Source organism: Candidatus Nitrosotalea bavarica, from assembly GCF_900167955.1.
Taxonomy (GTDB): Archaea; Thermoproteota; Nitrososphaeria; order Nitrososphaerales; family Nitrosopumilaceae; genus Nitrosotalea; species Nitrosotalea bavarica.
Genome location: NZ_FUYK01000007.1, coordinates 192631 through 205561 on the forward strand (window position 1 = coordinate 192631; position 12931 = coordinate 205561).

The window sequence follows — 12931 nt, forward strand, 5'->3', positions numbered from 1 at the left end:
AAGTTATGACCTGTCAATTCTATGACATGAAAAGAATTTAAAAAATTGCATACTGGCTTTAATTAAATGTCTGATTCTAGCCTAATTGAAATTTTGTAATTAATGAGATATTGCTTTTATGAATAGCATTATTACAAATGATACTGCCGCACTAGCAGGTATGGTTATAATCCATGCCCACACGATCCTTTTTCCTATGCCCCACCTTACTGCTGACATTCTTCTTACTGCACCTACTCCCATTATGCTTCCAGAGATTGCATGAGTTGTACTTGCGGGAATTCCAAACCATGCGAGAGTTGCAAGTATAGTAGCTGCACTTGTTTCTGCAGCAAAACCTTGGTAGGGTCTAAGCTGAGTAATCTTTACTGCCATTGTCTTTACTATGCGCCATCCTCCGAAAAATGTTCCAAGACTTATAGCTAATGCAGCCATTATGATCACATAGTATGGAACACTAAATTTTGTAATTACTCCCTGAGTTAGTAAAATCAAAGCAATGACTCCCATTGTTTTTTGTCCGTCATTTGCTCCATGGGTCAAAGAAAAGTAGGTAGCTGAAACTAATTGTAGTCTTCCAAAGGCAGAGTTTACTGCATGAGGTTTTGCTTTTGCAAATATCATCATTATCACCAATCCAGTTACAAATGCTGCGGCAAAACCTGCAATGGGGGAGACTAAAATTCCCATAACTACTTTTTGTATTCCATCAACAACTATTGCCTTGGTTCCAGCTCCTGCTATTCCGGCACCTATGATTCCACCCACCAATGCGTGACTGCTAGACGTTGGCAAACCCAGTAGCCATGTGATGATGTCCCATACTATGCCACCAACTAGAGCACCGATAATTATGTTGAGTGTAACAAAGTCTGGATTTATGATTCCTTTTCCTACCGTTGTTGCAACTGCAACTCCGAAGAGAAATGGACCAATAAAATTGGCAACTGCTGCTAATGACACAGCGTGAAGAGGTCTTAGGATTCTAGTACCTATCACAGTTGCAACGGAATTTGCAGCATCATGGAATCCATTAAGGAAATCAAAAACTAGTGCTGCTACAATTGCACCTATAGCTAATTCAATCATAGAAAATACCTATGTGTATTTGAGAACAATGTCCTCTATGGAATCAGCTACATCCAGACATCTATCTGAGGCATTCTCAAGTGCTTCATAGGTATCTTTCATTTTTATAATATTGATAACATCTGTTGACTCAAATAATTCTCCTATGGCTTTACGGAAAATAGCGTCAACGTTATGCTCTTGTTCATTTACTACACGGCAGTGTTCAATTAGTGATTTGTCTGCCTTTACCTTGTTTAATCTTGTAATCATTAAATTAATTTCCTTTGTAGAATTGTGAATTTCTTTTGCCATTTCAAGCATGTATGGTGGAGGAGTTTTTATTTTGAAACCAATTATTCTTCCCACTATTCCATCAATGTAATCTATGATATCATCTGTCTTTGACGCAATTCTAGAAATGTCTTCTCTATCTAGGGGAGTAATGAATGTCTTGTTTAATTCTTCGAAGATGGAATGTGTAAGTTTGTCTGCTTCTTTTTCTAGTTTTTCAATTTGGGCCTGATTTTCATTTATTTTATTAAAGTTTGAAAATAGATCAACTAGTAGTTTTGCAGACTCTTCTGCTTTGCCAGCAAGATCATTTAATATTGCAATAATTTCTTTATCATTTGATTTTATCCAAGACAACCATTTTGCCATGTGGGGTTTCATAAGATTCATAGATAAATACCTGCCCTATATATGACAAGTGATCTATATAGATAAAATATGCCTGTTTTTCTATCTACGGAGAGACATTCTCAGAAATTACATCCTGAACGGTTTCATTAATTACAGCTTCAGCAATATCACTGGAATATTCCGCAGTTCTACGAATATCTTCCAAGACAAATTTGATCACACTAGAATATTTCTTTGATTCCTCAAGGCTATCTGTAAACTCTTTTTCTTTTTCAGCTATTCGGCATGCATTGGTTGCAACATTGTCTGCAAGGGCATAGTCTCTCTTATTTAATGCCAAAATGGAATCCTCGAAGACTTTGAGTGATTCTTCACTTAGACGAGTTATCTTTTGTATTAATGCCGGTTCTAAAGTTGATTTTAAAAATTTTATCCTACTTGCAATTGATACTGCATGGTCTGCAATTCTTTCAATTGACTTTACAACTATTCTGTAACTAATGCAATCTGATGGTTTTTTAAGTCCTACATCTCGAAGGATTTTTTCATGTTCAACTGCAAGTGTTAGATTTCTAAGTATGTATAGACTGAATCTGTCTACTTCATCATCTAAATGAGTAATCTCTTCGCCCAGTTCGACATCCATTTCTTTTAGGGCATCAATTGCCTGTCTGTGCATCGTTGATGTGAGTAAAAACATCCTCTTCAGGGCATCACTTATTGAAAGTTCTGGAAGACTGGTTAAAACCTGGATTGTGAGAGATTCGGGGGTAGACTCTACTATTTCAGTTCCGATCATGTTTTTTCTTACAAGATCTCTTATTGCCTGTTTGTGTTCTAATTGAATTCTGCCTCCTTTTGCATGAATTTCTATAATTTGATAACCTGACAAGTACATTGCAATGATCTTTCTTTGAACTGATTCTACACTGTCTTTTTGACTAATCACTGTCTTTGATTTTGAAAGCTTTTGACTTGAGGAATTGGTTGTTGGTAATATTGAGAGAGATTTGTTGACATTTTTAATTATTGAAACGGAATCTCCTGTCTTTAGTTTCAGTTCATCAACCCATTTTTTGGGAAGGGATAGAACGTATGTGGAGCCACCAACAAGTTGTAGTTTTCTAACCTCTCTATCGTTTAGTACTTCGGACAATGAATTTATTGTATATCCTATAATTAAAGAACTTGCCCCCTATTTCTATATATGACTATATAGTTCTATATTGAACTATGAGATCTAAGAAATCATGGTCGATTCTCTCATATCTAATATAATATCATCAAAATGTGTAATGCTGACCATTAAAATGAAGAAAGGGTCACCTCACGTTGATAAAATTTTTAAAATTATTGCGTTAGCGGCAGCCACGTATGTTCTAGTAATTATTGCAATGATTGTAATTAATCTTGTCACCGGTTCAGCGCCAGTTTGGCAGAAAGAGGGAATATCATTTCTTACAGGTTCTGATTGGAATTCTGTTGAAGACAGGGAATCTTATGGGGCATTTCCTTACATAATGGGTACTCTGGTTAACGCTGGAATTGCCATGCTAATAGCAGTGCCTCTAAGCTTTGGAATTGGTATGTTTCTTTCTGAACTTTCTCCCAAACTACTAAGAACTCCACTTGCTATGGTCATAGAACTTCTTGCAGCTATTCCAAGTGTAGTGTACGGATTATGGGGCTTGCTCGTATTCAGAGCTTACATCCAAGACTGGATAGAGACCCCACTTCATAACCTCTTTGGAGACCAGAGCATAATATTTGCAGGAACTCCTTTTGGACTGGATATTCTTACAGCAAGTATAATTTTAGCTATTATGATAATTCCTACCATTGCTTCTATTTCAAAAGAAATAATGTTGGCAGTACCAAATAGTCAACGTGAAGCGGCGTATATGCTTGGAGCTACAAAATGGGAAGCTTTCAGGCTTGCAGTGTTACCATATTCAAAATCTGGATTAATCGGTGCGACAATATTGGGTCTTGGAAGAGCTGTGGGAGAGACCATGGCAGTTACAATGTTGATAGGAAATGCAACTGGAGCAGCTGCAATTCCAACCTCATTGTTCCAACCTGGACAGACATTGGCTACTATAATGGCAAACGAATTTGCTGAAGCCTCTCAAGGAGGTCTTCATTTAGCAGCTCTTGTTGGTATTGGACTAATTCTTTTCATTATGGCCTTTGTCATTAATGTAGTTGCACATCTTCTTGTTGCTAAAGTAGTAAAGTCACATGAGGGAGCAGTACTGGCATGATTACTCCAGAACAAAGAGCTGAATTTAGAAAACATTTTCGTTATAATGTTGGTAGGAGACTTGTACTGGACAAAATTGTTAAGGGTGTAGTCTTTTCATGTGTGATAGTTGCTATTGTTCCACTAGTAGCCATCTTGGTCAATGTCTTTAGTAATGGAGCAGCTGCATTAACATGGAATTTTCTCACTGAAATACCTGGAGCTGTGGGAAGTGATGACCCGGGAGGAATTGGTCCTGCTATTCAAGGAACTATGGTGCTAATTGGAATGTCTAGTCTTATTGGAGTTCCGGTTGGTGTAATGGGTGGAATATTTCTCTCAGAATATGGTAACAACAGATATGGTAGAACAGTTAGATTTTTCAACGATGTACTTGCAGAATTTCCAACCATTGTAATTGGTGTGTTTGCATTTGTTTTAATTGTTTTAACAGTTGGAAACTTTTCTGTTTGGGCAGGTTCCTTTGCACTCTCTATTGTTATGTTGCCAATCATAATGCGAACTACTGAAGAATCACTCAAATTAGTGCCTGTTACATATAGGGAAGCTGGACATGCTTTAGGAATTCGAAGATATAGAGTAATTTTTACTATAGTACTTAGTAGTGCAAAAAATGGTCTTGTAACTGGAATTCTGTTGGCAGTTGCAAGAATAGCTGGTGAAACAGCACCGCTTGTATTTACAATTCTTGGTAGTAGCCAATTCATATCTGACCTTAATGGACCAATTGACGCACTTCCACTTAGGATATGGAGACTCTCATCACTCCCATATGATAGTGCTGTAACTCAAGGATGGGGGGCTGCATTTATTTTGATAATTATGGTTCTTTCAATCAACATTGGTGTGAGGTATATATTTTTGAGAAATAAAGAAAAAACATTTTTAAAGTTCAAGAAGATGGGGGTAGCATCATGATGGAAACAGCTACAAAAACTCCTGTAAAGGGAGTTTCAATTGATGATGTAAAATACAAACTTATTGCAGAAAATATTTCTGCAAGCTATGATGGTATAGTGGCTGTAAAGAATGTATCAATGAAATTTCAAGACAGAGCCGTCACAGCTCTTATAGGACCATCTGGATGTGGAAAGACAACATTTCTTAGATGTTTAAACAGAATGCACGAGCTTACAAAGAATGCTACACTGACAGGAAAAGTTTTACTTGATGGCGAGGATCTTTACTCTACCAAAGTTGATCCTATCATAAATCGAAGAAAAATCGGAATGGTATTCCAAAAACCAAATCCGTTCCCTACCATGTCTATTTATGATAATGTTGCATGTGGCCTAAAACTTAATGGGGTCAAAGACAGAAAAATACTTGACGAGGTAGTGGAAGGATGTCTTAAGATGGCATCACTTTGGAATGAAGTAAAGAATGATCTGAAAAAACCAGGAATGAGTCTTTCGGGAGGACAACAACAGCGTTTGTGCATTGCTAGAGCACTTGCTATACAGCCTGAAGTTCTTTTAATGGATGAGCCGGCTTCTGCCCTTGATCCTATAGCAACCCAGAAAATTGAAGAGATGATTCAGGAACTAAAAAAAGAATATACCATAATTATTGTAACACATAACATGCAACAAGCAACTAGAGTTTCTGATTATACTGGCTTTATGTATCTTGGAGACTTGGTTGAATTCGGAGAAACAAAACAAATATTTGAAAATCCTAGAAATGAGATAACTGCAAAGTATGTTCAAGGTCAGTTTGGATAGGCAATGACACGTCTTATAGATCCACATTTACAAAATTTGTCTGAAATGATGAAACAAATGTCTGATTTGTCAATCCAGTCCGCGAATCTTGCAATTGATTCCTACTTGGGCGGACAAAATGCTAGAAAACAAGTTCATGAACTTTCTAGCCAAATGATGAATTTGTATGACAAAGTTGGCGATTTGACCTTTGAGATGATTCTTAGGTACCAGCCTGTAGCGAGTGACTTTAGGCTTATTCGTTCCTCACTTGAGATTTCATATGGATTTACTCGATTGAGCAGATATGCATATGATATTACAATGGTTCGTGAAACTTTTGGAGATCTTTCTGATTGCAAGAATGAAGTGATCTATACTTTATCTGGAGAAATAAAGCAGATGGTACAACTTGCTGTGGAATGTTTTGCGACTCTTGATCTTGACAAGGCTCACGAATTGCGAACCGATGAAGACCTTGTTGACAAATATTATAACAAACATTTGCCAATGTTGATAACAATGGGCAATGTAAAATGTGCTCTTGCTGATGCCTTGGTTCTAAGATATATGGAGAGAATGGCAGACCATGCTGCATTTGTAGGTGACTCGGTAAACTATATTGTCACTGGCGCAAGAACCTATTAGTAGTTTAATTTGTAAAATTTATTTTATGAGGTCAAATCTATATAGATTTCATATTAGTATGAAATCTATGATGGTCAAAGGTAAATAAGATATTTTTTACATAATCTACATGACAAACAAAGTCATTCTAGGATTAACATTTATGTTAATTCTAATAGTGCCAGCAATGTCGTTGCATGCAAGTGCACAGACAAGTTACACGATCACAGGGGCAGGATCAACCTTCGTGTTTCCATTAATGGACACATGGAGAGTTGATTATAACAAAATCCACCAGAACATTCAACTTAACTACCAGTCAATTGGAAGTGGAGCAGGAATAAAACTCTTAGAACAAAAGAGTGTAGATTTTGCTGCATCTGATGCACCATTGTCAACAGCTGATCAACAAAAAGCACCAGGAGTACTTACTTTTCCAGATTCAATAGGCGCAATAACAATCGCGTATAATATTCCTGGAATGGATAAAGGCCTAAAACTCACAGGACCTGTAATTGCACAGATCTTTATGGGGAACATAACCTCATGGAATGATCCTGCAATTGCTAACCTCAATCCGGGGGCAACTCTACCTAATCAAAATATTGTAGTAGCTCACAGATCTGATGGTTCTGGAACAACATATGCATTTACTGATTATCTTTCCAAAGTCAGTCCTGACTGGAAGACCAAAGTGGGTCAAGGAAAGTCAGTACCTTGGCCAGTTGGTACGGGAGGAAATGGAAATGCTGGTGTTGCTAACATAGTGAAAACTACACAGTATGCTATTGGATATGTAGAACTTGCGTATGTTTTTCAAAATAACATGACATATGCCTTTGTCCAAAACGCTGATGGAAATTCCTTTGTAGAGCCCACTCTTGACACTGTTGCAGCAGACGCCACAGCAGCTAGTGCAAACTTGCCAGCAGCAGACGGAGACTGGAGTAAGGTATCTATTGTTAACCAACCGGGAAGTAATTCGTACCCAATATCCACATTGACTTATGTCATGATATATCAGGACATGAGTACAATAAATGGGGAAACACAGGATAAATCAACTGAGGTAGTCAATTTCCTCACCTGGATACTTAATGATGGTCAGCAATATTCCTCCGGCTTGTTGTATGTTCCCTTGCCCGACTCACTTAAGAAGATAGGCGAGGATGGACTTGCTAAAGTGACATTCACTGGTGGAGCAGTACCAGAATTTGGTCCAATCGCAGCTCTAGTTCTTGCAATTGCAATTGTATCAATAATTGCAGTTTCTGCAAAGACTGGATTGAGATTTAGTGCAAAATTCTAAACTCTTTTTTATTTTTAATTTTGTCCGCCTACGGATTTTTTATCCGTATAACTATTTTTGTAAAGTGAAAATTATGCATCAATAATTAATTTAATTTCTAATCTGTCATTATATGGTAATTCTATAACCTATGTTGATCTACAAGTGAATTTCATATGTCAATATATCATACAGATAGTTACATGATCTATGTCGATCTTACGTATATAACAAATATTTCATACTTGGTCAATGACAAAGAAAATCTTACTAGGATTGACATTAATGTTAATTCTACTAGTACCAACAACTGTTCTTAGTGCACATGCACAAACAACAAATCCCGGTCCTACACCACCTGCTGATGGTGATAAATTCAATTACAATGCCGGGGGTTCAACTTTCGTATATCCATTAATGGATAAATGGAGAGTTGAATATAATCAACTATACTCTGGAATCAAATTGAACTATCAGCCTGTAGGTAGTGGAGCTGGTATCAAACTGTTTACAGCAAAGAAAGTAGATTTTGCAGGAACTGATGCACCATTGCAATCTTCAGATATTAAGAAAGCTCCGCAAGGAACTCTTACTATTCCAGAATCAATGGGCGCAATAGTTATGACTTACAATCTTCCAGGAGTTCAGAAAAATGGACTCTTGCTAACGGGAGATGTAATAGCAAAAATCTATCTGGGTCAGATAATTTACTGGCATGATGATGCTATAGTAAGTCTTCAAACAGATCCATCTATTGCACAAGCATTGAAGGACGACAAAAACAAGATCATTCTTGTACACAGATCTGATGGCTCTGGCACAACATTTGCCTTCACCGATTATCTCAGCAAAGTCAATTCTGACTGGGCTGGTAGGGTAGGGCATGCAACATCTGTTCCATGGCCAGCAGGGATGGGAGGCCCAGGTAATGCTGGAGTCGCAAATATCGTCAAGAAAGTTTCTGAATCTCTAGGATATGTTGAATTGGGATATGCCGTACATAACAAGATGGTATCCAAAACAGGCAACGGTGCGGGCGTAACAGGCTCAGGCCAAATCTCCATGCCGTATGCATATATTCAGAACGCTGACGGGAATGCATTTGTTCAACCAACCGTGTTAAATGTTGAAGCAGCTGCAGCACAAGGAATATCTTCACTACCAACAGCAGACGGAGTTTGGAGTAATGTGTCGATTAATAATCAGCCGGGTCCAAATACCTATCCGATTGTCTCATTCACCTATCTATTGGTGGATCCAAACCTTGACCAGATCAAAGGTGAGAGTCAACAAAAGGCACAGGATCTAGTCCACATGCTCTACTGGATGGTAACAGACGGCCAACAATATGCGACAAAACTAAGTTATGCCCCATTGCCAGGTACACTACAAGACTTGGACATGACGGGCCTATCTGAAATAAAATACGACGGCACGCAGATTTGGGCATATCCATAAAGAACAACCACCTTTTCTTTTTTATTTTTATTTTTTTCATAGGATAGACCATATTCTATCATATGTCTTGATCAATATCATACTGAACTTTGTTATAAAATAAAATCTGATTCATATGGTGAACTACTAAATCTATTTGCATTCAACTAAAAGCAAAGATCTAGTTATCACAAGTGTGGTTGTATAATGCCTGATGAAAGTTGCAGAATCTGCGGAGGAGAACTTGTGAAACATCTTTGGTGTGGCCATTGCAGAAAGACGATACAAAAAATATGCAAGATATGTACCAGAGAAACATTAAGGCAACAACATACTACCTGTCTTTCTTATATCTCAAATGAAGGATACATGACAAAAATAGCCATACTTGGATAGAACATCCTAGTGAACTAGATTAAAAATAAGAAAAAGGGGGTTAGTTCTTGACTGATGATTGTCGTAATGTCACTTTAATCTTGTATGCTGTGAGAATTTCCTTGCATCTGTTTCTTATGGTGACCTCAGTTATTCCTGCTACGCTTGAGACATCTCTTTGAAGGATGCTCTGTCCAAGGAGGGTTGATGCTATGTATAGATATGCAGCAGCCAATCCGTTTGGAGCTTTTCCGTCGGCAAGACTGTGATCAGATGTTTTTTCTGCAATTTCTGCAGCAAGTCTTTCTACACGAACTTCAAGTTTTGCCAGATTTGCTATTTTTGATATGTATTTTTCAAGAGTTACTACTGGTGCTGTTTTAGAACCTAGTTCCATCACAAGTGTTCTATAGTATTTTGCCGTTAGTTTGACATTGAGCTTTTCTTCTTTTGAACTTCCTGTTGCAGCACAGATTTCATCAAGGGATCTTACAACATCGCATTGTTTGCATGCCATGTAAATTGTTGCAGCTGACATGCATGCAACTGACTTGCCTTTTGCGTCTGCCTGTCCCTGAAAGTTTCTGTATATCATGGATGCTGACTCGATTACATTTCTTGGCAATGACAGGGCGTGACATGTTTCTCCTATCTTTGCTAAAATGTTTGCAAGTCTTCGTTCTTCTGGTGATGCAACTCTGATTCTAGTCTGCCATTTTCTTAGATTGTACATCTGATTTGCCATGTCACTTGATATTGTTCTTCCACTGAAGTCTTTTGTTCCCATGGCGATCTCTGTTCTAATTCCCAAGTCATGTTGTGCATAACTTGTCTGTCCTGATGCTCGTGTCAACTTCATCTTGTCTTCTGGATTTGTTGCTCTTGATTCATGTCCGTAATCTGGCATCTGTTCCATTGCGACCAATCCGCAGCCAGAACAAATCTTCTCCCCACTATGAATGTCGTCAATTAAATTGGAACGACATTCGGGGCAATTTGTTTGTAGTTCTGTCATGGTCATCTTCTTCTATTTCCTTTGAATCTTTTGGGTCTCATCACAGGAGTTTCTTCGACGATGAAAACTTTTTTCCCGATGTATTTTTTGATATTGTTGGTAAGCGGGACCGCTGAAGCATATGGTGCATCAACAGGACCTATCATTTCTGATACTTTGGCGATTTTGACTCCAGAATTGTCTACGACTATCTGGTTATCTCTTAGATGTTTTGTGAGCCTAATGATGACTCTGCCGCTACTCGCTAGATGCAATACTTCGCCTACCTCCTGCAATTGAATTCTCAACAAAATACTGTTATCAATAGAGTTCTGTCAAAATTACTTTAGCTTCAAGCTATAAACACTATTTACTTGGTCTGTTTGGCTCTTCTTGAAACTAGTTTTTCAGAAATTGCAGAAATTATTTTTGATTTTGGCTGGGCCTTGATAAGTGTAATGTAGCCAGACCTGACATATGGTCTTCTTGGAAATCTAACTTGATCATTTGTCTCGGTTGGCTCAAGCCCTGCAGCCTTGGCAGCCGATATCAGTTCATTTAGTGATGGATCAAAGATACTTTTTTCACGGGAGACTCGTCTACCCATTTTTTTTGTAATATTTTTATTAAAATAATCCAGCCAGACTACGACGTGTTCGTAATCCTTCATCTCATCACTTTATCAAGATTGCATTTACTGCGCCATCTTGACCAGGTCTAGAAATCACTCTGCACTGACCTGCTTCTGTTTCTAATATTGCTCCTTTAGAAATTACTCCACGTCTTTCATAATCTTTGTTTGATGAATTCTTTAACACCTTGAGAATTTTTAATTTCTTGACCTTGGAACCTGGGACTGATAAATTTACAACATCTGTGGTCTTCACTGATGTTTTCTGATTTCCTCCTCGAGTCTTTCGTGATATGGTAACCTGTTCTCCTTTGATTGCTTCTACGGAATATCTGTCGATTTCATACTTTCGTCTTGATCTGAGAGGATATCTTCTTCCACCAGTAATCTTACTTGTAGCAAGATTTTCCACAGATTTCTTCATGTTGATTCGATAAAGTAACTCTAATTTATACCATTTACAGTATGGGACGCTATTTTTGGTTTGATTATTGGCTTGGAGTCAATGGTTCAGCAGGTATGGATTCTTGTGCAACTGTAACCTGACTTGGGTTTCTTACTTTTGTAAAGAGTTTTTGTTTGAGAAGATCCTTGTCTCCTTGAATGCCGAAATATTTCTGGAATTTTTCTGTGGTGTTGTAAATCTTTAATCTTCCAACATTTTGGTGTTCGATGTAGTCCAGCTGTTGTAATAATTTTAGATGCATGTATACGCCAGATCCTCTTACTTCTACTAGTCTCTTTGAAGAGACTGGTTGCATGTATGCAATATATGATAATGTCTTAAGAGTGGCAGTAGGCAAAAGTGGCTTTGATGCATACTTTCGAATTACTGTGTTAAACTCTGGTTTTAGTTGAAATACATATGACCCATCTGGCAGACTAGCTACCTCTATTGCTCTAAATACTGATTTTGTCTTTTTGACAAGATTTGTCATCAAGGTCAATGTCTTGGTTCTGGATTCTGTTCCAGAAGCTCTTATCAATTCCTCTATGGTTAGGGGTCTTCCTGCTGAATATAGTGAGGCTTCTAGTCTTGCCATTGCCTCGTCATCTTCTATCTTTCCCATATAGAACAAGGTTAGGGTTAGAGCATACTTAAATGAAATTCCTACTGACTGTTGATCTACTTGTAAATTTCTATTTTATCAGAGAGACCACTATGTCGTCTTCTGTCTGTTCAAGGTCTACTTTCATATCTCTTGCCAAAAAGAGAATGGCAAAGAAACATCTGATTACATCAATGAGCTGAAGCTCTGACACTATATTCTTAAAGGATCCAAAACCTGTGGCCTTTATTTTGTTCATTATCAGTTCTTCATATTGTCCTATTATCTTCTCAAGGGAGATGAAATAATCATCAAAATTGGGGGCTTGGACTGGCTCAAACTCAAGTTGTCTTCTACTTGAACGCGGGTTTGCTATTGTTCCAATGAGATTCTCAAGAACTGATAACAATTCATCTAGTGTTACTGGATATGTAGACTCGTGTCTGTATGGCATGTTTATTATTTCAATGTCCACATCTTCTCTCTGGGTAAGAGGTTTTTTCTCCATGGCGGCCTTTTGTAGTGCAAAAATGCTCTCTACTTTCATTCTATGTATCATGGCTGAAGACAAGGCAGCAATTCCTGCTACTCTAAGATCTTTTTTATCTGTCTGACTGAGAATTTTTATCAAAATATCTAGGATGCGTATTATATCTATACTCCATACATCCTTTTTTGAAACATCTAGAGGACTAAATAGTATATTCACTGGAGGTTGAGAAATGCCCACATCTGGATTTTCTTTACTCACTCTTTTACTACTCCATTTTTGTTTATAATACGTGTTTTATCTACTCTTTTCCTAGCTCAAGTCAAGAGTTTTCCTCTAACACATCCCAAATATTATAAGC

At 37.7% G+C, this 12931-nt stretch carries 16 protein-coding genes; 7 read left to right on the plus strand and 9 right to left on the minus strand.

Features of this window, described 5'->3' with window-relative positions; all coding sequences use genetic code 11:
• Positions 1-99: 99 nt before the first annotated feature.
• The 3 genes from C0Q33_RS04370 to C0Q33_RS04380 all read right to left on the minus strand — a co-directional run bounded on the left by C0Q33_RS04370 (position 100) and on the right by C0Q33_RS04380 (position 2869).
• Positions 100-1089, minus strand: coding sequence for an inorganic phosphate transporter (locus C0Q33_RS04370; RefSeq protein WP_101477362.1), 990 nt, complete (start codon positions 1087-1089; stop codon positions 100-102).
• A gap of 9 nt (positions 1090-1098) precedes the next feature.
• On the minus strand, positions 1099-1731 hold the full coding sequence (locus C0Q33_RS04375; protein ID WP_101477363.1) for a DUF47 domain-containing protein: 633 nt from the start codon (positions 1729-1731) through the stop codon (positions 1099-1101).
• 85 nt (positions 1732-1816) lie between these two features.
• Positions 1817-2869, minus strand: a complete 1053-nt coding sequence (locus C0Q33_RS04380) for a phosphate signaling complex PhoU family protein (protein WP_101477364.1) — start codon at positions 2867-2869, stop codon at positions 1817-1819.
• A 94-nt stretch (positions 2870-2963) separates the two neighbouring features.
• Here C0Q33_RS04380 and pstC point away from each other — a divergent pair, with 94 nt between their 5' ends.
• The 7 genes from pstC (at position 2964) to C0Q33_RS09235 (ending at position 9427) form a co-directional block, all read left to right on the plus strand.
• Complete coding sequence (pstC, locus tag C0Q33_RS04385) at positions 2964-3977, plus strand: phosphate ABC transporter permease subunit PstC (RefSeq protein ID WP_245867314.1); 1014 nt, start codon at positions 2964-2966, stop codon at positions 3975-3977.
• Entirely contained in the window at positions 3974-4894 is a 921-nt protein-coding gene (gene pstA, locus C0Q33_RS04390; RefSeq protein WP_101477365.1) for a phosphate ABC transporter permease PstA, read from the plus strand. Before pstC ends, pstA begins: the two co-directional genes overlap by 4 nt.
• Positions 4891-5700: a phosphate ABC transporter ATP-binding protein PstB gene (gene pstB, locus C0Q33_RS04395; RefSeq protein WP_165776430.1), complete on the plus strand. Its 810-nt coding sequence runs from the start codon at positions 4891-4893 to the stop codon at positions 5698-5700. The genes pstA and pstB overlap by 4 nt, the downstream gene beginning before the upstream one ends.
• 57 nt (positions 5701-5757) lie before the next feature.
• The gene (locus C0Q33_RS04400) at positions 5758-6327 is read left to right on the plus strand and encodes a phosphate signaling complex PhoU family protein (protein ID WP_245867315.1); all 570 of its coding nucleotides are present in this window, start codon (positions 5758-5760) and stop codon (positions 6325-6327) included.
• A 109-nt stretch (positions 6328-6436) separates the two neighbouring features.
• Positions 6437-7615 carry a phosphate ABC transporter substrate-binding protein PstS gene (gene pstS / locus C0Q33_RS04405; RefSeq protein ID WP_101477367.1) on the plus strand — a complete coding sequence of 393 codons (1179 nt, stop codon included), beginning with the start codon at positions 6437-6439 and terminating at the stop codon, positions 7613-7615.
• A 231-nt stretch (positions 7616-7846) separates the two neighbouring features.
• Positions 7847-9052, plus strand: coding sequence for a phosphate ABC transporter substrate-binding protein PstS (gene pstS / locus C0Q33_RS04410; protein ID WP_101477368.1), 1206 nt, complete (start codon positions 7847-7849; stop codon positions 9050-9052).
• A 186-nt stretch (positions 9053-9238) separates the two neighbouring features.
• Positions 9239-9427: a hypothetical protein gene (locus tag C0Q33_RS09235; RefSeq protein ID WP_101477369.1), complete on the plus strand. Its 189-nt coding sequence runs from the start codon at positions 9239-9241 to the stop codon at positions 9425-9427.
• Between the two features lie 40 nt (positions 9428-9467).
• Here the strand turns inward: C0Q33_RS09235 and C0Q33_RS04420 are convergent, their stop codons facing one another.
• From C0Q33_RS04420 to C0Q33_RS04445, 6 genes are all read right to left on the minus strand, one after another.
• The gene (locus tag C0Q33_RS04420; protein ID WP_394336910.1) at positions 9468-10421 is read right to left on the minus strand and encodes a transcription initiation factor IIB; all 954 of its coding nucleotides are present in this window, start codon (positions 10419-10421) and stop codon (positions 9468-9470) included.
• A gap of 2 nt (positions 10422-10423) precedes the next feature.
• Positions 10424-10675 (minus strand): H/ACA ribonucleoprotein complex subunit GAR1, encoded by a 252-nt coding sequence (locus tag C0Q33_RS04425; RefSeq protein WP_245867316.1) that lies wholly within the window; start codon positions 10673-10675, stop codon positions 10424-10426.
• Positions 10676-10770: 95 nt separating this feature from the next.
• On the minus strand, positions 10771-11070 hold the full coding sequence (locus C0Q33_RS04430; protein ID WP_101477371.1) for a signal recognition particle subunit SRP19/SEC65 family protein: 300 nt from the start codon (positions 11068-11070) through the stop codon (positions 10771-10773).
• A 4-nt stretch (positions 11071-11074) separates the two neighbouring features.
• Positions 11075-11455, minus strand: coding sequence for a 30S ribosomal protein S8e (locus C0Q33_RS04435; RefSeq protein ID WP_101477372.1), 381 nt, complete (start codon positions 11453-11455; stop codon positions 11075-11077).
• Positions 11456-11519: 64 nt separating this feature from the next.
• Positions 11520-12101: an SMC-Scp complex subunit ScpB gene (gene scpB / locus C0Q33_RS04440; protein ID WP_101477373.1), complete on the minus strand. Its 582-nt coding sequence runs from the start codon at positions 12099-12101 to the stop codon at positions 11520-11522.
• A gap of 70 nt (positions 12102-12171) precedes the next feature.
• The gene (locus tag C0Q33_RS04445; protein ID WP_101477374.1) at positions 12172-12831 is read right to left on the minus strand and encodes a chromosome segregation protein ScpA; all 660 of its coding nucleotides are present in this window, start codon (positions 12829-12831) and stop codon (positions 12172-12174) included.
• Positions 12832-12931: the final 100 nt, after the last annotated feature.

What these genes read in the sequence shown, in the direction of transcription:
- C0Q33_RS04370 (WP_101477362.1), bottom strand. Translation starts at nt 1,089, where the DNA reads ATGATTGAATTAGCTATAGGTGCAATTGTAGCAGCACTAGTTTTTGAT.
- C0Q33_RS04375 (WP_101477363.1), bottom strand. Translation starts at nt 1,731, where the DNA reads ATGGCAAAATGGTTGTCTTGGATAAAATCAAATGATAAAGAAATTATT.
- pstC (WP_245867314.1), top strand. Translation starts at nt 2,964, where the DNA reads ATGGTCGATTCTCTCATATCTAATATAATATCATCAAAATGTGTAATG.
- pstA (WP_101477365.1), top strand. Translation starts at nt 3,974, where the DNA reads ATGATTACTCCAGAACAAAGAGCTGAATTTAGAAAACATTTTCGTTAT.
- pstB (WP_165776430.1), top strand. Translation starts at nt 4,891, where the DNA reads ATGATGGAAACAGCTACAAAAACTCCTGTAAAGGGAGTTTCAATTGAT.
- C0Q33_RS04400 (WP_245867315.1), top strand. Translation starts at nt 5,758, where the DNA reads ATGTCTGATTTGTCAATCCAGTCCGCGAATCTTGCAATTGATTCCTAC.
- pstS (WP_101477367.1), top strand. Translation starts at nt 6,437, where the DNA reads ATGACAAACAAAGTCATTCTAGGATTAACATTTATGTTAATTCTAATA.
- pstS (WP_101477368.1), top strand. Translation starts at nt 7,847, where the DNA reads ATGACAAAGAAAATCTTACTAGGATTGACATTAATGTTAATTCTACTA.
- C0Q33_RS09235 (WP_101477369.1), top strand. Translation starts at nt 9,239, where the DNA reads ATGCCTGATGAAAGTTGCAGAATCTGCGGAGGAGAACTTGTGAAACAT.
- C0Q33_RS04420 (WP_394336910.1), bottom strand. Translation starts at nt 10,421, where the DNA reads ATGACAGAACTACAAACAAATTGCCCCGAATGTCGTTCCAATTTAATT.
- C0Q33_RS04430 (WP_101477371.1), bottom strand. Translation starts at nt 11,070, where the DNA reads ATGAAGGATTACGAACACGTCGTAGTCTGGCTGGATTATTTTAATAAA.
- C0Q33_RS04435 (WP_101477372.1), bottom strand. Translation starts at nt 11,455, where the DNA reads ATGAAGAAATCTGTGGAAAATCTTGCTACAAGTAAGATTACTGGTGGA.
- scpB (WP_101477373.1), bottom strand. Translation starts at nt 12,101, where the DNA reads ATGGGAAAGATAGAAGATGACGAGGCAATGGCAAGACTAGAAGCCTCA.